Genomic DNA, 19,073 nt, shown 5'->3' with positions numbered 1-19,073 from the left:
TAATTAACTCATAAGAGAACACGACATTATAAAGGAATTCATAACACTTTTAACAACAGATTTACTCAATATAGCTGCTTTTATTGATTATTTTTTGATTCCAAAACAAACCTTGTAACAGCCTCCTTCAAATCGGCCTATTATGTAAAACCTTGGAATTAATTTCTGGTATAAAATGAAAAAGATTCAGTGAAACAAAATAGGCATTAATATCAATTTTTGATAAAGTGTTCACACAATTAACTTAACCCAAGCGCTTGAGAATAAATACAAGCAAACACCCTTTAAGAGCCTCTAAAATGACAGAACTCACTACCACACAACTTCTTATTTTCAGCGGCATTCTTGGACTCGTAATTGGCAGTTTTCTATCCATGCTTACTTGGCGACTCCCACGCATCATGATGATGGAAGAGGAAGCACAATTTAAAGAGATCAGTCTAGGAGGCTCAAAATGCCCACAATGTGATGCCTCTCTGCCTTGGTACAGGCTTATCCCTCTTTTCAGCTGGCTCTATTCCAAAGGCAAATGCCATAACTGTCAAAGCAAAATCTCACCTCGATACCCCATTATTGAAGCCAGCACCGCACTCTTTACTGTGGCCTGCATGTGGCAATTCGGCTTAACCACAGAAGGCGTAGCCGCTACCTTATTTAGCTGGATGCTTATTGCTATTTTTGTGGTGGACTATGAACACCAACTAATTTTAGACAACCTAAGCCTACCATTACTTTGGCTTGGCTTACTCTTCAACACACAAACACTCTTCGCAACACCTATTGATGCCATCTGGGGTGCCGCAATTGGCTACCTTTTACTTTGGATTGTTTTTCATGCCTTTAAATTACTAACAGGCAAAGAAGGCATGGGCTATGGAGACTTTAAATTATTAGCCGCTTTAGGTGCTTGGTTTGGATTTATCGCATTACCACAAATCATTCTAATTGCGGCCGTTACCAGTATTTTAGTGAGTGTCATTGGTATTATGCTCAAAACAAGAGGTAAAGATACACCTTTAGCCTTTGGACCATTTTTAGCCATCGGTGGCTGGGCCACTTTATTCTTAGGACCAAATATTTTTTAATTCATCAGCGTTACCATAAGTTAAAAAAAGGCCATAAAAAAACCCCGATAAATATGATTTATCGGGGTTTTTAATCATCAACCTAGTCAGCTTTACAACTTCGACCTTAACGTTAAGTTAAGCGCCCAGCTTAGACTCATCCAAATCACATACTTGAGTCATTTTCAACTTATTGCTTTTAACAAAATTCATTACATATTGAAACATACCAGGGTTTTTCTGTTCCAGTGCCATATCAATCATCAAGCACTTTTGCCCTTCATATAACTCTGGATGAAGCATGTCTGAATAAACAAGTCTCTGCATATCATACGATGCACCCATTGATGAGATACGATCAATCCAATCGCTCGGTCTAAATTTTCGGCCGTCTTCAGTAACGCCTTCAATAATATATTTACAATGCACTTGCCTAGCCCATACTCAGTATTTTAAAACGCAATGATTTTAGCATAGTTATTCATAGAGTTTTTAGCATCTCAGGGTATTTTTTCATGTTTTTAGTATAAAAAATAACGATTAAATTGATCGTAAAATCAACTTACCAGGCCTGGTAAATTTCGTCCAATATAAAAAAACATAAGAAATCACTGTTATTTACAAGAATTGATAAAGCAAATAGCGTCATAAAGTGGCATAATATCGCGTTTATTCCCACGTATTTTTAGCCTAAAAATACACATAAAAAACAATTTGATGATTAAGGTTTCAATATGACGCAGTATCAAACAGATGATTTACGCATCAAAAACATCACAGAAGTTCGTTCACCTCGTGATTTGCATGAGCAGTTTCCTATTACAGAAAACGCCGCTCAAACTGTTTATGATACACGTCAGCAAATTCACAATATTCTTGCTGGCAGAGATGACCGCATGTTAGTGGTGATTGGCCCATGTTCAATTCACGACACAGGGGCAGCACGTGAATATGCAAAAAAACTGAAAGAGCAGATCGAAAAATACAAAGACTCTCTGCTAATTGTTATGCGTGTTTACTTTGAAAAGCCAAGAACCACTGTTGGCTGGAAAGGTTTGATTAACGATCCAAACCTTAATGAATCATTTGAAATCAATAAAGGCTTAGGACTTGCTCGTGAACTTTTACGTGACATAAACGATATGGGCGTACCTGCAGCCACTGAGTTTTTAGATTTAATCTCACCACAATATGTCGCTGATTTAATTTCTTGGGGCGCCATTGGTGCTCGCACAACCGAAAGCCAAGGTCACCGTGAGCTAGCGTCAGGCCTGTCTTGCCCTGTGGGCTTCAAAAACGGAACCGATGGTGGCTTTAAAGTGGCCGTGGATGCAATCCGTGCTGCGAATAATCCTCATATTTTTATGTCATTAACTAAAGATGGTCATTCTGCTATTTTTGAAACCAATGGCAATGAGGATTGTCACGTTATTTTACGTGGTGGTAATGATGGACCAAATTACGAGGCTGAGTTTGTCACTGATGCGGTACAACAACTACAAGCGGCCAAGGTTGAAGACAAGCTAATGATTGACTGTAGCCATGCAAACAGCAGCAAACAGCACGAAAGACAACTAGTGGTTGCAGAATCAATCAAAGAACAGCTTGCCGCTGGCTCACCGTATATTATGGGTGCCATGGTAGAAAGCCATCTCGTTGGTGGACGCCAAGATGTTGAACCAGGCCAACCCCTCAACTATGGCCAAAGCATTACAGATGCTTGTATTGATTGGGATGACAGTTTAACCGTTCTTGAAAGCCTATCTCAAGGGGTTATGGCACGCAGAGCGCTTAACAAGAAGTAAATCACCATCTCTTATTAAATAAAAATGCCTGGTAGCAATTGTTTGCTACCAGGCATTTTTATTTGTATGCAATTTGTTAACAAAACGTTAAAAGTGAAGATAGCCTTTAGAGTCACTCACATCAAAAGAAGTACCGCTTAAAAATAACTCAATTTTTACATCTTGCTCTTTACTCACCACTGCTGAAACAACCACCTGACCAATCACAGAAACCCTCATCCCCAAGCGATTCGCTGTCTCTTTTGCCAAACCCAACTGCTCTTCTGAAAGAGTAAAACAGAGCTGATAGTCATCACCGCCAGCTAAAATCGTTTTCCAGTCCCCCGTTTTATCAATATATAATTTTGCTGCGTTTGATAAAGGAATTGAGTCTAACTCTATCTTAGCTGAAAGCCTTTTCCCACCTGACTCTATAAGTTTATTAGACGCTTCCAAAATATGATTTAAATCAGCCAACAATCCATCAGAAATATCAATTGCACTATTGGCAATTTTGGGTAGGTATTGACCTATTGCTAACTGCGGTTCTGGACGGTTTAAAGCATTTAACAGATGCAAACTCTGCTCTTGAGTCATCTCTTGTTTTACCAGGCCTGGTAACTCATTAAAAGCCACTTTTAAACCCAAAGCTCCATCACCAATGGTATTGGTCACACAAATTAAATCACCTACTTTAGCCCCCGAACGCTTTAACGCCGTGCCTCGCTCTACAAAACCTTGCGCGGTAACTGTAATCGTTAAAGGGCCTTTAGTGGTGTCTCCGCCAATTAACGGAATCTTGTAGGCGGAACAAATATCGGCAAGACCTTTGGCAAAATCAACCAACCAGGCCTGGTCATTATTAGGGATCGTTAAAGCGAGTGAGTAAAACCCTGGTTTAGCGCCCATTGCTGCTAGGTCGCTTAAATTAACGGCTACCGCTTTCCAGGCAATGTCATAGGCGCTGGCATTTTCTGGAAAATGCACCCCTGAAACCAAAGTATCCGTCACCACAACCAACTGATGATTATTGGGCACATTAAGCACCGCTCCATCATCGCCAATGCCTATTTCGTCACTTGATAGCCCTTTTGATAAGGGTTCAAACAGCGTGTTTATTAATTCAAATTCACTAGCCATAAATTTTCTATTGATATATTTCTGGTATAAAAAAACCCCGTAAAGACGAGGTTTTCAAGAGTACTTAAACCATTTTACGCCATTTCTGACGAGCGTAACTGCTTAGCCACATTGTCTAAAATACCGTTTACGTATTTGTGACTCTCTTCTGCCCCAAAACGTTTGGCCAATTCAACACTTTCGTTAATGATAACTTTGTATGGAATTTCAATTTTTGATTGTAGTTCGTAAGCACCCATTCGCATAATGGCACGCTCAACTGGGTCAATACGAGCCACAGAACGATCTAAATAGTCCGCATACAGCGCATCTAAACTGTCTGATGAGTTAGAAACCTCAGTTAACAACTCTTTAAAGAAATCAAACTCTAACCCTTCAAGCAATCCGTCTTCATTGAATTGTTTGATGATTTCTGGAATCTCTTCATTGGTTAGTTGCCACTGATACAATGCTTGCATAGCCACACGACGTGATTGTGTACGTGGCGTTACTTGACCTTCTTTTTCAATGACTTCTTCGCCCTGGCCTGGTTGAATATCTTTGATTGTTTTCATTAAAGCTGCTTCAACACGTTAACCATTTCAATCGCAGAAACCGTAGCTTCTTCACCTTTATTACCCATTTTAGTACCAGAACGCTCAATGGCTTGTTCAATTGAGTTGACTGTTAAGATACCAAATGCAACAGGTACACCATATTTAAGCATAACGTTACTAATACCCTTAGTCGCTTCACCTGCTACATAATCAAAATGCGGTGTACCACCTTGTATAACAGCACCCAAAGCAACGATTGCATCATACTTACCAGAAGCGGCCATTTTTTCTACAGCAAGTGGCACTTCAAATGCACCAGGAACCAATACTTGGGTGATGTTATCTGCTGAACCACCGTGTCTTTCTACTGCTTCAATAGAACCTTTAACTAGGTGATCAACCACAAAGCTATTCCATCGTGTTACCACAAAACCAAGCTTCATTCCCTCAGCATTTAAGTTGCCTTGAATCATTTCCATAATCTACTTCTCTTACATTCTGTTTATTTGCATTTAACTGGGTATTTTGCCATAAATTAATAGGTTAAAAAAAAATTCTAACCGTTTGCTCACGCAAAAATCATTTAGTCTTTTTTGGCAACGACTTCTGTTATCTCTAAGCCAAACCCACTCAACCCTTTCATTGGCCAAGCTGAACCTATGATTTTTAACTTTTTAATGCCTAAGTCCGCAATAATTTGTGCACCAAGTCCATAAGTTTTTGCATCATCATCCGAGATACGCTCTGGTGATTTAACCCCTAAATCTTTCATTTGGTATTGTTGAATTTTATCTAATAACTCCGAGGCATCTTCATGCTTACGCAACACAACAATCGCACCAGCGCCCTCTTCAGCCACCTGATTCATCGCTTTATCTAAAGACCAACCACACTCTTGACGCTGCGAACCAAACACATCACATAAAGTATCTAGCATATGAACACGCACTGCAGTAGGTTTGTTACTGTCGATTTTTCCGTACACGAGTGCAAAATGGGCTTTTTGTTCAAGAACATCTTGATAACCAATCAGTTTAAAATCACCAAACTGTGTTGGCAACTTACACTCAGAAACACGCTCAATGGTTTTTTCGTTTTGTAAACGGTACTCAATTAAATCTGCAATTGTGCCAATTTTTAAACCATGTTCCGCAGCGTAACCCTCAAGGTCTTCACGACGCGCCATTGAACCATCTTCATTCATGATTTCAACAATAACGGATGCTGGCTCCATACCTGCTAAACGCGCTAAATCACAACCCGCTTCAGTATGGCCCGCACGAGTCAAAACACCGCCTGGCTGTGCCATTAACGGAAAAATATGCCCTGGTGTCACAATATCTGCTGGCCCTGCATTTTGCGCAACAGCTGCTTGTACGGTTACAGCTCTATCTGCGGCAGAAATACCCGTTGTAACCCCTTCTGCGGCTTCAATAGAAACCGTAAAATTGGTACCATTTTGATCTGTATTATTGGTAACCATCAGTGGCAAATGTAGCTGATTACAACGCTCCTTAGTCAAGGTTAAGCAAATTAAACCACGGCCATATTTCGCCATAAAGTTTATATCTTCTGCACTACATGTATTGGCAGGAACTAATAAGTCACCTTCATTTTCTCGGTCTTCATCATCCATTAGGATGACCATCTTGCCTTGTCTGTAATCTTCGATGAGTTCTTCAATTGTATTTAATGGCATCTTTACTTAAATCCGTTTTCAGCTAAAAATTCTGGAGTAATTCTACTCTCTTGATTGGGTTGTGGAGCGGTCATCATTCGTTCGAGATAACGAGCGAGCAAATCGACTTCTAAATTGACGGTTGAGCCAATTTCTAAATATTTAATTGTGGTTTCTTGGCGAGTATGCGGCACGATATTGACACCAAACTTACAACCATCCACCTGATTTACGGTCAAACTAATACCGTTAATACAGATAGAGCCCTTGGCGGCAATGTACTTACATATCTCAATCGGAGCTTCTACCTCATAACGCCATGAACGAGCATCCTGAGAGATTGAAACAACCTGACCAATACCATCTACATGACCACTGACCAAGTGACCACCTAAACGATCCTGGAGGGTTAAAGCTTTTTCTAGATTGACTGGTGTGCCAGACTTCCAAGCGCCAGCATTTGTGACTTTTAAAGTTTCTCCAGAGACATCTGCAACATATTGACTATCGTTAAATTCAATTGCGGTCAAGCAAATACCATTCGCCGCAATACTGTCCCCTATGTCCACATCACTCATATCAAGCTTGCCAACATTAATCGTGACCTTCCAATCACCCTCTTTTGGCTCGATAGCCGCAATGGTTCCTTCTGCCTGAATAATTCCAGTAAACATAATTAAACCGTTTCCTTTGGTACTAAGATTAATCGGACATCGTCACCAAAACGATCCATTGATTGAATTTGAAAATTCATCTTTTGTTCCATTGAATCAATCCCTGGTAACACAAACATCGGCTTGGCGGCATTTCCCATTAAGGACGGGGCAATAAAACTATGCAATTCATTCACCAGGCCTGATTGCATAAAAGCACCTGCGACAATTGCACCCGACTCAACCATAACGTCATTTATATCTTCCACTTCGGCAAGGTAACGCAAAATAGATTCAATATCTAAATGGTCGTCTTGAGCGGACACTGCAACCATTTCTATGCCTTGATTATGCAATATTTCCACCAATTCAGGCGCTCTATCTGTCGTTTCTTTTGAGGTCATTAAAATAGTACGTCCTGGTAACGATAGCATTTTGGCATCGGTAGGCATACTCAAATTAGGGTCAAGCACCACACGAATGGGATGGCAATTTTCTTGGGTTAGATTTAACGCCGCCAACTCTTCATCTGTTAAACGAACGGTTAAACTTGGGTCATCGGCTAACACAGTACCAATACCTGTGATTAAAGCACCACTTAGGGCGCGCATTTTATGAACTTCACGGCGCGATTCTTCACCCGTAATCCAATGGCTTTCGCCATTATTCATGGCGGTACGACCATCTAAACTACTAGCCATCTTTAACCTAACAAACGGTAACTGTTTTTCCATTTTTCTAATAAATCCTAAATTAATCGCTTTGGCTTCAGCCTCTAAAACACCAACAACCACTTCAATTCCAGCATTTTCAATTCTTTGAATTCCTTGCCCAGCAACCAGCGGATTTGGGTCTCGCATGGCGACCACCACTCTAGCCACTTTAGCTTCAATCAAACCATCTGCACAAGGTGGGGTTCTACCAAAATGAGAGCACGGTTCTAATGTTACATAAGCGGTTGACCCTTGCGCTTTTTCGCCAGCATTCGCTAAAGCCACTCGTTCAGCATGTGGCTGACCCGCTTTTTGATGCCAACCCTCACCCGCAATGATGCCGTCTTTCACTAATACACAACCAACAGCTGGATTAGGTTTAGTTGAATAAAGCCCTTTTCTAGCCAAATCAATCGCTTTTTGCATAAAAAAAACATCAGATTTAAGCATGGCTGAGTCAGTCAAAACGGCAGTCCTTATTTATCTCATAACGCAGTATTAAGGTTATTTAGCAGTGGTAACTTGAACAAGACGTTCAATCTCTTCTCTGAAAGCGTTTACATCTTGGAATGAACGATAAACAGAAGCAAATCGCACATAAGCTACTTGATCTAAATCTCGTAACGCATCCATAACCCATTCGCCAAGTGTTGAGGAAGGGATTTCTCGTACGCCCTCTGACATCAATCGTTTAGTCATTTGGCTAGCGACTTGGTCAATCGCATCACTCGAAACAGGACGTTTTTCAAGCGCTTTGATTAAACCACGACGAATCTTAGATTCATCAAACTTCTCTCGATTACCATCACTCTTAACCACACGTGGCAAAGAAAGTTCAGCAGACTCGTAAGTTGTAAAACGTTCAGAACACTGAATACATTCTCTACGACGACGTACCTGAACACCTTCAGTTGCTAGGCGTGAGTCAATGACTTTTGTATCTGACGCATTACAGAATGGACAATGCATAGCAAGCTCCTTTGCTTTTATCGTTTTGAGGCAGGATAAACACCTTAAAAGTGGTAGAACTCTCTAACAGAAATTCAATTGTACTTTTTTTAAATTGCAAATACTAAAAAACCACCAGGCCTGGTGGTTTTAGATGCTGCTTACATAAAAAACAGTCTCAAAAAGGTTCTATTCAATGGAATAAAACCTTTTTCATTATTTGTAAACAGGCTTAGCCGCGCATAACGCAGAAACTTTATTACGAACATCAGCTATTACTGCTTCATCCCAAGTTTCGTTTGCTTGGTCGCAGGCATCAATCACATCACACATCCAAGTTGCCAAGTTAATGCAATCTTCTTCATTAAAATCACGTGAAGTTGCTGCTGCTGTACCTACACGAATACCACTTGTAACAAACGGTGACATAGGATCATTTGGTACCGAGTTTTTGTTTACAGTAATATGCGCTTCATCTAACGCTTTATCCACAAGCTTACCTGTTAAGCCTTTTTCAATTAAGCTCACTAGGAACAAGTGGTTTTCTGTACCACCAGAAACGACATCGCAACCACGTGACATAAATACTTTAGCCATCGCTTGAGCGTTTTTAACCACATTTTCACAGTAAGTTTTCCAAGAAGGCTCTAAACACTCTTTAAATGCAACCGCTTTAGCCGCCATTACATGCACTAAAGGTCCACCTTGACCACCAGGGAAAATCGCTGAGTTTAACTTTTTCTCAAGCTCTTCATGACCTTTAGATAAAATCAAACCACCACGAGGGCCGCGTAACGTTTTATGTGTTGTGGTTGTAACAACATGCGCGTGTGGCACAGGGTTAGGATACAGACCACCTGCAATTAATCCAGCAACGTGAGCCATATCAACAAATAAGTAAGCACCTACAGAATCTGCAATTTCACGGAATTTAGCCCAATCAATTACCTGAGAATAGGCTGAGAAACCAGCAATAATCATCTTAGGTTTATGTTCGTTTGCTAACGCCTGAACTTCATCATAATCAATTCGACCAGAAACTGGATCAATACCGTACTGAACCGCGTTATAAATTTTACCTGAAAAACTAACATGAGAACCGTGAGTCAAGTGACCACCGTGAGCCAAGCTCATACCAAGAACAGTATCACCAGGATTTAGTAAAGCCATATACACAGCTGCATTGGCTTGCGAACCAGAATGCGGCTGTACGTTAGCATAGTCAGCACCAAATAACTCTTTAGCACGATCAATAGCTGCTTGCTCTACAACATCTGCAAACTCACAACCACCATAGTAACGTTTACCAGGATACCCTTCGGCGTATTTGTTTGTGAAATAAGAGCCTTGAGCTTCCATAACACGTGGGCTGGTGTAGTTTTCAGATGCGATTAACTCAATGTGAGATTCTTGACGATTTTCTTCGTTTTTAATCGCATCAGCGATTAAATCATCGTAACCTGCGATAGTCATGGATTTTGTGAACATGTTTACGGCTCTCCGTTTCAAAAAATTGCGATATTTTCAAAGACGACGATTTTACCTGTTTTACGCCAAATAACCAAATCAATTATTTAGTCAACCACTATATGTAGTACCTTAATGGAAACGTCTTTGATTTAAAGCTTTATATAATGGCTAATTTTAGGTAAAGTTTCTTAAATAAAATTTATAGCAATCATTAACAAAACACATTAAAAATAGTTAGGAAGATACATGGCTCAGTTTGTATACACCATGAACCGCGTGGGTAAGGTTGTCCCGCCAAATCGTCACATATTAAAAGACATCTCATTATCGTTTTTTCCAGGTGCCAAAATTGGTGTTTTAGGTTTAAACGGGTCTGGTAAATCCACCCTTTTAAAAATTATGGCAGGCCTGGATACAGATATTGTTGGTGAAGCACGTCCACAACCAGGTATTAAAATTGGTTACCTAGCTCAAGAGCCTCAACTTGATGAAAGCAAAACCGTTCGCGGCAATATTGAAGAGGCTGTTTCTGAAGTCAAAGATGCTTTAGCTGAGTTAGATGCGGTTTATGCCGCCTATGCAGAACCTGATGCAGATTTTGACGCACTTGCAAAAAAACAAGCCGAGATTGAAGACATTATTCAAGCAAAAGATGGTCATAACATTGAGCGAAGACTCGAGATTGCGGCAGATGCACTACGATTACCTGACTGGGATTCAGAAGTATCACACCTATCAGGTGGTGAAAAACGCCGAGTTGCACTTTGCAAACTTCTTTTAGAAAAACCAGACATGCTTTTATTAGATGAGCCAACTAACCACTTAGACGCAGAATCCATTGCTTGGTTAGAACGCTTTCTTCTGGATTTTCCAGGAACGGTTGTAGCTATCACACACGATAGATACTTCTTAGACAACGCCGCTCAATGGATTTTAGAACTTGACCGTGGTGAAGGAATCCCGTACGAAGGCAACTACTCTTCTTGGTTAGACCAAAAGGAAAAACGCCTTGAGCAAGAGTCTAAATCCGAAGCGGCTCGCATGAAAACCATTAAAAGTGAGCTGGAGTGGGTTCGGTCAAACGCTAAAGGTCGTCATGCTAAATCAAAAGCGCGTTTAGCTCGTTTTGAAGAGCTTAGCTCACAAGAGAGCCAAAAACGTAATGAAACCAGTGAAATATTTATTCCTGTTGCTGAACGTTTAGGTGAAAAGGTCATTGAAGTAAATCATATCTCTAAAGGTTTTGGTGACCGCTTATTAATCGATGACCTAAACTTCCGTTTACCTCAAGGTGGCATTGTAGGGATTATTGGTGCCAACGGTGCGGGTAAATCTACCCTATTTAAAATGCTAACTGGTCAGGAACAACCTGATTCAGGAACCATCGAATTTGGCGAAACCGTACAACTCTCTTATGTAGATCAAAGTCGCGATGCACTGGATGATAATAAAACCGTTTGGGAAGAGATTTCTGAAGGTGATGAAATCTTTATGGTAGGTAATACTGAGGTAAACTCACGTGCCTACTGCAGTCGCTTTAATTTTAGAGGTGGCGATCAGCAAAAGAAAATCGGCCAGCTATCTGGTGGTGAACGTAACCGTGTGCATTTGGCCAAAACGCTACGCAGTGGTGGTAACTTACTGTTATTGGATGAACCAACCAACGATTTAGATGTTGAAACCTTGCGTGCATTAGAAGAGGCTCTACTCGAATTTGCAGGTTGTGCAGTGGTTATCTCCCATGACCGTTGGTTCTTAGACCGAATTGCCACTCACATGCTAGCCTTTGAAGGTGATTCACACGTTGAATGGTTTGAGGGTAACTTCTCTGATTACGAAGAAGACCTAAAACGCCGCAAAGGTGCTGATGCTGCCCAACCACACAGAATTAAATACAAGCCAATCACAAAGAATTAAAAAGATTAAAAGGATTAAGCTATGACTGAGATTCATACTACTGCTTCGCATTTAGAGGCGATTGCTAATGCCATGCCTGACCCTATCTTTGTGATGGGGCAAGATGGAACTTACCTAGATATTGTTGGAGGTCAAGCGCGTAATTTATACGCTGATGGTTCAGGATTGATTGGCAAAAAATATCATGAAGTACTTCCTGAGCAGATGGCGAACCGTTTTTTAAAAGTGGTACAACGCGCTATCGATTCAGGTCAACTACAAGAGATTGAATACCAATTGGCTAACAATGAAGTAGAAGGCGTTCAAGAAGGACCTCATGGGGGACAATGGTATGAAGCGCGTGTTTACCCTGTTACGGAAGGTACCTATGAGCAACCTGCGGCAATTTGGTTAGCCATAAACATCACTAGCCGTAAACACATGGAAGAACAAATTGAGCACCTCTCCTCTACTGATCCTTTAACCAGTCTATATAACCGTGATTTCTTTTTAGGCTTAGTCGATGAAGAACTCAATAAAGCACAACTGAATAATAAAGCCCTTTCATTAGCTAAAATCAACCTAGATTGCTTTAAACGCATTACCGATGGTTATGGACATGAAATGGGTGATAAAGCCATATTGACAGCGGCCCATGCCATTCAAAACGTGGTCAAAGAGTTAGGTTATATAGGGCGTTTAAGCTGTGATCAGTTTATGATTGTTTTACCTGAAGTCAAAGCAGTTGATGCATTTCGCATCGCTAAATTGGCGCAAGAAACCATCTCTGCTCAAACAATTAAGCTAGACGATGGCCAAACAACCTGTCTAACCAGTCATGCAGGCGTAACAGAACTTAGAGCAAAAGACGAAGATAGCCAGGTGTTATTTCAACGTGTGAATGCCGCCATTCAAGCTGCGGAAGGTACACGTGATATTACCCGTATTATGTAAGTGTATAATCAATATAGACTTGTTTTCTAAAACACGATAAGGAGATCAAAATGAAACAGATGATTAAGAAGGTGTTAGGCGCCCTACTTGTGGCATCATTAACAATATTTTCATTAAACTCACAAGCAGCGGATGATGGAGCTAAGGTGGTTTACCATGTCGATTTTAAAGACCCTACTCGTTATTCAGCAACCTTAACGTCAATCAATAACATTATCAATTTCTATGAATCGGAACTAATGGAAGCGGATGTACACTTGGTGTTTGTGGGTTATGGTTTACGCTTTACTACCGATGATGAGCTTAAAGGCACACCTTACCAAGCGGATAAAGATTTGCTGGATAGACGTAATGAACTTAAAGGCCGTTTAGATGCCTTAATTAATGTGCGTAATGTTAAAGTACATTTATGTGATAAAACACGTGACGAAGTGGGTTTACCACAAGCTAAAGTTTACAAAGGCATTCAGTTTGCACCATCTGGAGTGGCTAAGATCGCTATTTTACAAAGTGAAGGTTACGCTTATTTGAAAGTACAGTAAGCTTAAAATCCAAACCAACACCTAAAAATGGATTCCATTAGAAAACTCAGTCGTTAAAATCAATTTAGACAGCCTTTAAATACCGTTGCCTCATAAACCTGAGTCAACGGTTAATTACTCACGCACTATACCTATCGACATCCAACATGACTTAGCAACCACTACCCTACAATGGCATAGTAGTTCCTGTAATTTTGGGTTACATCGTTTTTTTAAAAAATTAGTTAAATGCAAAAACTTGGAGGTTATTGATGCACAATGCTGAAACAATATGGAGAACCTACCACGCTAAACTCTTAAATTTTATTAAAAGCCGTGTGAGCCAACAGCTCGATGCTGAAGATTTATTACAAGAGATTTTTATTAAAGCCTTACCAAAGCTAAATGATTTGAAAGAGAGCAGTAAATTGGAAAGCTGGCTTTTTCAAATTACTCGCAACACCATTATTGACTACTATCGAACAAACAAGGTCAGTGAAACTTTACCAGATTGGCTTACAACTGAGGATTTAGGCAATCTATTTGAAGAAACTGAACTAAACCGCCAAGCTCTCTCAGAATGCTTAACCCCTTTAATAGATGCTTTACCTACAGATTACCGCCTTGCAATTCACCAATCTGAAATTCAAGGATTAACTCAACAAAACATTGCTGATTTAGATGGGATTTCATTATCAGGTGCTAAATCTAGAGTACAACGCGGTCGAGCTCTATTAAAAGACTTACTGCATCAGTGTTGTGAATTTGAACTAAATCAATCAAATCAAATTGAAGATTTTCATACAAAAAAAACAGCAAGCTCTACATTGATATGTAAACCCAATGATTCTAGCTGCTGTTAATCAAACTAAAACCTACTCTTCACTTTTTAAAGTTTAAATTCATTAAATACTCACCATTTATTTTGCGTCTTTTTCCAACTCTTACCGTCTACATAAGGGAGTACAAAAACACAATTTATTATGGAGACAAAATGAGCATTCTATTTAAAGAATTTAATGATGCAATTACAAACAACCCAACGAAACAACTTCGATTTTATTTACCGAATAATGAAATGATTCCCGCTCACTACCATATGACAGATATAGGTTCGGTTTCACGTAACTTCATTGATTGCGGAGGACATACCCGCACTGAACATCAAGTGCAAATCCAACTTTGGTTAGGTATTGATACCCAACACCGTTTAACAGCACAGACAACGGCTAAAATTTTGCAACAGAGCCAATTCATTTTGAATTTATTACCTGATGCAAACAACAGTGAGTTATTAATTGAATATAAAACAGATTTAGTATCCCTCTACCCTATTGAACGTATTGAGCAAACTGAGGACACCATTAATTTGCATTTAACACTCTCAAAAACACAGTGTTTAGCGGCTGTTCGACATCAACAAGAGATTGATAACAATGCCACAAATTCTTGCTGTAGCAACTCAAATAAAACATCTATAACACAATCCAGTTGTTGCTCACCAAGCGCAAAAACAAGTTGTTGTGGTTAAATACGCAAAACTCAAATAGGCTAAAGAAATATCAAATTCACCTAGTTGACTAGAGCCTTGGGTTTTCACAATCCCAAGGCTTGTAGAATATTGACTTTAAAAGTCATTAAAATATTACTCAAAACTATTCATTTAATAGAATGAGCAAACTATAATGAGAAAATATTAATCAATATTACTTATTTAATGAATAATCTCTATCTACCGCTTATCTTTGTCAACCTAATATATCTAGCCACTCCGTTAATGGCAAATGACAACAATGAGCACGAAAAAAACCAAAGCAACACGGTTTATGACCTCGTAAACACCTTAAATGAAACGCTGACTTTATATCTTCATACCCATTCAAGACCTGGAATTGAACACATATCGACCTTTCAAAAAAATAAACAAATCATTATTCAAGTAACCCACAATCCCAAACTTAGTTATAGCGCAATGATTGATAACATAGCTGGTACAGCAAGTCGAGTGAATGGCGTGAACTTTCAAAATAGCTTTACCTTAAATATTATTGATAGCTACTGTAAAACCGATATGTTTTACACGATTCAAGGGGAAGGATTGGATAAAGAAGTTATTGTTCAGTATGAAGACTTAAAAGGTAACAATATTGCCCAGCATCGAATAAATAAAACCCTTTGCCATCTTTAAAAACAAGTTACCAGGCCTGGTAACTTGTAAACAACAAAACTCTAGATATAAAAAAACCAGCATAATGAAGTGACCCCAAAAAGTTGGACATTTTAGTTAAACGGCACTTAAGGCCTGATTTCGATATTCTATCGGAGTCAGGCCTTTTAGTTTCACCTTGATTCGTTTTGTATTGTAATACTCAATATAGTCTTTAATTTCTTCCATTAGATGCTCAGCGCTATTGAACTTCTTACGATGATACATCTCGGTTTTGAGGATTCCAAAAAAGTTCTCAGCAACCGCATTATCTAAACAGTTCCCTTTTCTTGACATGCTCTGAGTTAATCCATTCTCTTTTAGTAACTTCTGTACATCACTATGCTGATACTGCCAGCCTTGATCACTGTGGAATATCGGTTTGACTTTGCCTGTTAACTTATTGACTGCTTCTTTTAGCATGTCGGTCACCAGTGGTAGCCGTGCACTCTTGGCCACTCGATAACTAATCACTTCTTGGTTAAACAGGTCAATCACTGGGGATAAGTAAACTCGCTGTTCTCCGACTTTAAACTCCGTGACATCGGTGACCCATTTTTTATCCGGTGCATCAACACGGAAGTTTCTTTGAAGCACATTTTCGGCAATTCGGCCTACTTGACCTCTATAGGATCGGTAACGCTTTGGCCTGACGAATGACTTCAAGTTCAGTTCTTGCATTAAACGTTGAACGGCCTTCTTGTTTAAAAAGTGACCTAAGCGTCTTAACGCATAGGTCATGCGTCGATACCCATAACGACCTTTATGCTCATTACAGAGTTGTTGAATCGCTCTTTTAACGTCCGCATAACGATCAGGCAGCGCATTGCGCGCCTGATGGTAATAAAACACACTGCGCGCAAGCCCTGCGGCCTTGAGAAGATGTTTAAGTGGATAGAACTTTCTAAGCTGATCTATGAGCCCTGCTTTTTCTTGGTTTGGCGTTCTTTTTCCTGAAGCAGGGCATCGAGCTTTTTTAAATAAGCATTCTCCGCTCGACGGTATTCGAGTTCTTCTCGTAACTCTTCTAGGCTCATTTGTTCGGTTGGTTTAATGGTTTCTTGCTTTTGGTTTTTTTTCATTTTTCTACCCTGCTTTTTAGGCTGCAAGCCTGAAAGGCCGAACCGTTCGAATTGAGTGAGCCAAGTAGAAATCGTACCTGGAGAACTCATGTTATGGACAATACTGGTATAACTAATAGACCAGTTATTTTCACGCATGTGTTTTAGGATACGATATTTGTCTTCAAAAGAGTATGGTGTGTTTCGTTTGATAAACGCATTTTGACCATGGAAACGATAGACTTGTGTCCAGTAACGGATATAGCGATCTGGAATACCGAGTCGCTTGGAAATGGACAGACTGGATTCATGAGAAAGGCATTGCTTAGCAATCGCCAGTTTAAATTCTCGATTGTATTTGGACATGAAAAACCCCCAAAGTTGGTGTCCAACATTTGGGGGTCACTTCATAAAGCTGGTTTTTTATTGAGTGTTAAATAACTTAATAATCTATTAACTAATAAATTAAGCCATTTCACCTTCGTATGCTTCGATACCAGGGTTGTTTTTAACACCTTTAAGCTTAGGATGGTTAATTTTCTTAAGCTTAGTAGAACCTTTATGGTTACGTAGGTAATCAGCTGCAACATCCCACATTAGACGACCTTGACCCACAGCTTCAACCTGCGCCCAACCAGCAACAGTATACGTTTTGTTTGCTTCTAAAGGCGTACCATCATCTAGACGCATTTCAGAAATACGGCTACCGAATTTACCATTTGGCTCACAAGCGTAGTCCATACCACCAAGACGTACCATATCACCACCAGACTGTAGGTATGGGTCTTTTTGGAATAGGTTCTCACAGATACCTTCTAGGATATCTTTCATTTGAGCACCTGTCACTTCTGACTTGTATGTTTCACCGTAAGTCATAGACGTTTCATCCATAACGCGTTCCATAGTAATCATTTCGCCAGCTAGAACTGAAGTACCCCAACGAACACCAGCAGACATTGCGATTTGAGTATCGTGCTCTTCACGTAGAGAGTTTACGATAATCTGATCCCAAGTACCCATGAAGTTACCACGACGGTATAGAGTATCTTCTGCTACAGCTAGTTCTTCACCTAAGATTTCACCGTAAGTCTTACCTAAACGGTCTTTGTTTACAGCGCGATCAGGGTTACGTGATTCAATGATGTTTTCATCATATTTCTTAGTGTAAAGGTGATCAATGAAAGTCTGAACTTCTGCATCAGCAGCTAACACATTAGAGAATACAGGAAGTAATTTGTAGTCAACACCACGTAGTTTACCGTTCTGAATATCTAAATCCATGCAACCTACGAACTTACCGTTAGAACCCGCATTCGTTACGTGACATACGCCACCTTCAGGAGTTTTAACAGGAGTCGTCTTTGGAATACCATCATGAGTGTGACCACCAAAGATTGCATCAATACCGCTTACGCGTGAAGCCATCTTGATATCAACATCCATACCGTTGTGAGAGATCATAACGATAGCCGCTACTTTCTCTTTTTCACGGATTTTGTCAACTAACTCTTGTAGAGCATCTTCACGAAGACCGAAAGACCAATCTGGGAAGTTTGACTGTGGGTTTGCGTTTGCAGTACGAGGGAATGCTTGACCTACAACAGCAATACGCTCACCATTTACAATCTTAACTGTATACGGCTTAAATGCACGAGCTTCATCTTCATCATAAAGACCTACACCATTATGAGCTGCTACCATTTCACGGTAATCATCACCAAACAGTGAATCTTCTTTAATACGTACGTTTTGCGCTAAAAACTCACCTTTGAATGCATTTAGGTTCTTAAATACTTCTGCTTCACCATAGGTAAATTCCCAGTGACCAGTCATAATATCAACACCTAATAGGTTTGATGCTTCAACCATGTCCATACCACGTGTAAATAACGCAGTACCTGAACCGTGCCATAAATCACCACCATCCATAGTTAACGTATTATCACGACCACCAGCTTGCTCACGCAACTTATCTAACAATGTTTTAACGTGTGCAAAACCACCTACTTTACCGTACTGTTCAGAAGCATCTTTAAAGTTAATGTATGAGAATGCATGTGCTAGAGGAGTGTTTTCTTTAACACCAATTTCTTGTAACAATTTTGTACCAACAACATGCGGTAACTTACCAAACGCAGGACCCGTACCTAAGTTAACGTTAGGTTCACGGAAATAAATAGGCTTTAACTGTGCATGAGTATCTGTGATGTGTAAAAGACGAACCTTTCCTTTCATAGGTTGGTTATAGATCTCATCAGAAGCTTTAGCGATAGCAGCTTTATCAGCTCCACCAGACATTGCACTTGCAGTACCAGGTAACATTCCAGCTGCAGCAGCCATTGACATTACGTGAAGAAATTCGCGGCGATTTAAAGACATTAGGTCTCTCCGTTTTAATGAAAATAACACCCCTTTTTTATACACTATAAAACAAGGGCTTTTAAATTAG

At 39.9% G+C, this 19,073-nt stretch carries 20 protein-coding genes; 8 read left to right on the top strand and 12 right to left on the bottom strand.

Going from position 1 to position 19,073, the window contains the following annotated elements; all coding sequences use genetic code 11:
* Positions 1 to 299: 299 nt before the first annotated feature.
* Complete coding sequence (locus A379_RS12235; protein WP_040728382.1) at positions 300 to 1,085, top strand: A24 family peptidase; 786 nt, start codon at positions 300 to 302, stop codon at positions 1,083 to 1,085.
* A 117-nt stretch (positions 1,086 to 1,202) separates the two neighbouring features.
* Here the strand turns inward: A379_RS12235 and A379_RS12230 are convergent, their stop codons facing one another.
* A complete protein-coding gene (locus A379_RS12230) occupies positions 1,203 to 1,493 on the bottom strand; it encodes a DUF3579 domain-containing protein (RefSeq protein WP_040728380.1) in 291 nt (96 codons plus the stop codon).
* Positions 1,494 to 1,798: 305 nt separating this feature from the next.
* On the opposite strand from A379_RS12230, the gene A379_RS12225 reads away from it, so the two are divergent.
* Positions 1,799 to 2,869: a 3-deoxy-7-phosphoheptulonate synthase gene (locus tag A379_RS12225; protein WP_040728378.1), complete on the top strand. Its 1,071-nt coding sequence runs from the start codon at positions 1,799 to 1,801 to the stop codon at positions 2,867 to 2,869.
* 87 nt (positions 2,870 to 2,956) lie between these two features.
* Here A379_RS12225 and thiL read toward each other — a convergent pair whose 3' ends face one another.
* From thiL to glyA, 8 genes are all read right to left on the bottom strand, one after another.
* On the bottom strand, positions 2,957 to 3,988 hold the full coding sequence (thiL, locus tag A379_RS12220) for a thiamine-phosphate kinase (protein ID WP_040728376.1): 1,032 nt from the start codon (positions 3,986 to 3,988) through the stop codon (positions 2,957 to 2,959).
* Between the two features lie 74 nt (positions 3,989 to 4,062).
* Positions 4,063 to 4,542, bottom strand: coding sequence for a transcription antitermination factor NusB (gene nusB, locus A379_RS12215; protein ID WP_081696423.1), 480 nt, complete (start codon positions 4,540 to 4,542; stop codon positions 4,063 to 4,065).
* Positions 4,542 to 5,003 (bottom strand): 6,7-dimethyl-8-ribityllumazine synthase, encoded by a 462-nt coding sequence (gene ribE, locus A379_RS12210; RefSeq protein WP_040728374.1) that lies wholly within the window; start codon positions 5,001 to 5,003, stop codon positions 4,542 to 4,544. Before ribE ends, nusB begins: the two co-directional genes overlap by 1 nt.
* Positions 5,004 to 5,107: 104 nt before the next feature.
* Positions 5,108 to 6,223, bottom strand: coding sequence for a bifunctional 3,4-dihydroxy-2-butanone-4-phosphate synthase/GTP cyclohydrolase II (gene ribBA, locus A379_RS12205; protein ID WP_040728372.1), 1,116 nt, complete (start codon positions 6,221 to 6,223; stop codon positions 5,108 to 5,110).
* A 2-nt stretch (positions 6,224 to 6,225) separates the two neighbouring features.
* On the bottom strand, positions 6,226 to 6,876 hold the full coding sequence (locus tag A379_RS12200; RefSeq protein ID WP_040728371.1) for a riboflavin synthase: 651 nt from the start codon (positions 6,874 to 6,876) through the stop codon (positions 6,226 to 6,228).
* 2 nt (positions 6,877 to 6,878) lie between these two features.
* Complete coding sequence (ribD, locus tag A379_RS12195; RefSeq protein WP_232744852.1) at positions 6,879 to 8,033, bottom strand: bifunctional diaminohydroxyphosphoribosylaminopyrimidine deaminase/5-amino-6-(5-phosphoribosylamino)uracil reductase RibD; 1,155 nt, start codon at positions 8,031 to 8,033, stop codon at positions 6,879 to 6,881.
* Positions 8,034 to 8,072: 39 nt separating this feature from the next.
* Entirely contained in the window at positions 8,073 to 8,537 is a 465-nt protein-coding gene (gene nrdR, locus A379_RS12190) for a transcriptional regulator NrdR (protein WP_040728370.1), read from the bottom strand.
* Between the two features lie 195 nt (positions 8,538 to 8,732).
* Positions 8,733 to 10,004 (bottom strand): serine hydroxymethyltransferase, encoded by a 1,272-nt coding sequence (gene glyA / locus A379_RS12185; RefSeq protein WP_040728368.1) that lies wholly within the window; start codon positions 10,002 to 10,004, stop codon positions 8,733 to 8,735.
* 228 nt (positions 10,005 to 10,232) lie between these two features.
* On the opposite strand from glyA, the gene ettA reads away from it, so the two are divergent.
* The 6 genes from ettA (at position 10,233) to A379_RS12155 (ending at position 15,545) form a co-directional block, all read left to right on the top strand.
* On the top strand, positions 10,233 to 11,903 hold the full coding sequence (ettA, locus tag A379_RS12180) for an energy-dependent translational throttle protein EttA (RefSeq protein WP_040728367.1): 1,671 nt from the start codon (positions 10,233 to 10,235) through the stop codon (positions 11,901 to 11,903).
* 21 nt (positions 11,904 to 11,924) lie between these two features.
* Positions 11,925 to 12,836 (top strand): sensor domain-containing diguanylate cyclase, encoded by a 912-nt coding sequence (locus A379_RS12175; RefSeq protein ID WP_040728366.1) that lies wholly within the window; start codon positions 11,925 to 11,927, stop codon positions 12,834 to 12,836.
* Between the two features lie 50 nt (positions 12,837 to 12,886).
* On the top strand, positions 12,887 to 13,378 hold the full coding sequence (locus A379_RS12170) for a DsrE family protein (protein ID WP_040728365.1): 492 nt from the start codon (positions 12,887 to 12,889) through the stop codon (positions 13,376 to 13,378).
* A gap of 251 nt (positions 13,379 to 13,629) precedes the next feature.
* Positions 13,630 to 14,220, top strand: coding sequence for an RNA polymerase sigma factor SigZ (sigZ, locus tag A379_RS12165; protein ID WP_051145211.1), 591 nt, complete (start codon positions 13,630 to 13,632; stop codon positions 14,218 to 14,220).
* A gap of 131 nt (positions 14,221 to 14,351) precedes the next feature.
* Complete coding sequence (locus A379_RS12160; RefSeq protein ID WP_040728364.1) at positions 14,352 to 14,888, top strand: DUF6428 family protein; 537 nt, start codon at positions 14,352 to 14,354, stop codon at positions 14,886 to 14,888.
* 246 nt (positions 14,889 to 15,134) lie between these two features.
* A complete protein-coding gene (locus A379_RS12155; protein ID WP_040728363.1) occupies positions 15,135 to 15,545 on the top strand; it encodes a hypothetical protein in 411 nt (136 codons plus the stop codon).
* Between the two features lie 96 nt (positions 15,546 to 15,641).
* Here the strand turns inward: A379_RS12155 and A379_RS12150 are convergent, their stop codons facing one another.
* The 3 genes from A379_RS12150 to A379_RS12140 all read right to left on the bottom strand — a co-directional run bounded on the left by A379_RS12150 (position 15,642) and on the right by A379_RS12140 (position 19,003).
* A complete protein-coding gene (locus A379_RS12150; protein ID WP_106381680.1) occupies positions 15,642 to 16,568 on the bottom strand; it encodes an IS3 family transposase in 927 nt (308 codons plus the stop codon).
* Positions 16,478 to 16,990 (bottom strand): helix-turn-helix domain-containing protein, encoded by a 513-nt coding sequence (locus tag A379_RS12145; protein ID WP_040725716.1) that lies wholly within the window; start codon positions 16,988 to 16,990, stop codon positions 16,478 to 16,480. The genes A379_RS12150 and A379_RS12145 overlap by 91 nt, the downstream gene beginning before the upstream one ends.
* A 99-nt stretch (positions 16,991 to 17,089) precedes the next feature.
* Complete coding sequence (locus tag A379_RS12140; RefSeq protein ID WP_040728362.1) at positions 17,090 to 19,003, bottom strand: 5'-nucleotidase C-terminal domain-containing protein; 1,914 nt, start codon at positions 19,001 to 19,003, stop codon at positions 17,090 to 17,092.
* Positions 19,004 to 19,073 lie beyond the last annotated feature (70 nt).

Source organism: Thiomicrorhabdus sp. Kp2 (assembly GCF_000478585.1).
Lineage (GTDB): Bacteria > Pseudomonadota > Gammaproteobacteria > Thiomicrospirales > Thiomicrospiraceae > Thiomicrorhabdus.
This window is presented reverse-complemented; position numbering and strand designations above follow the sequence as displayed.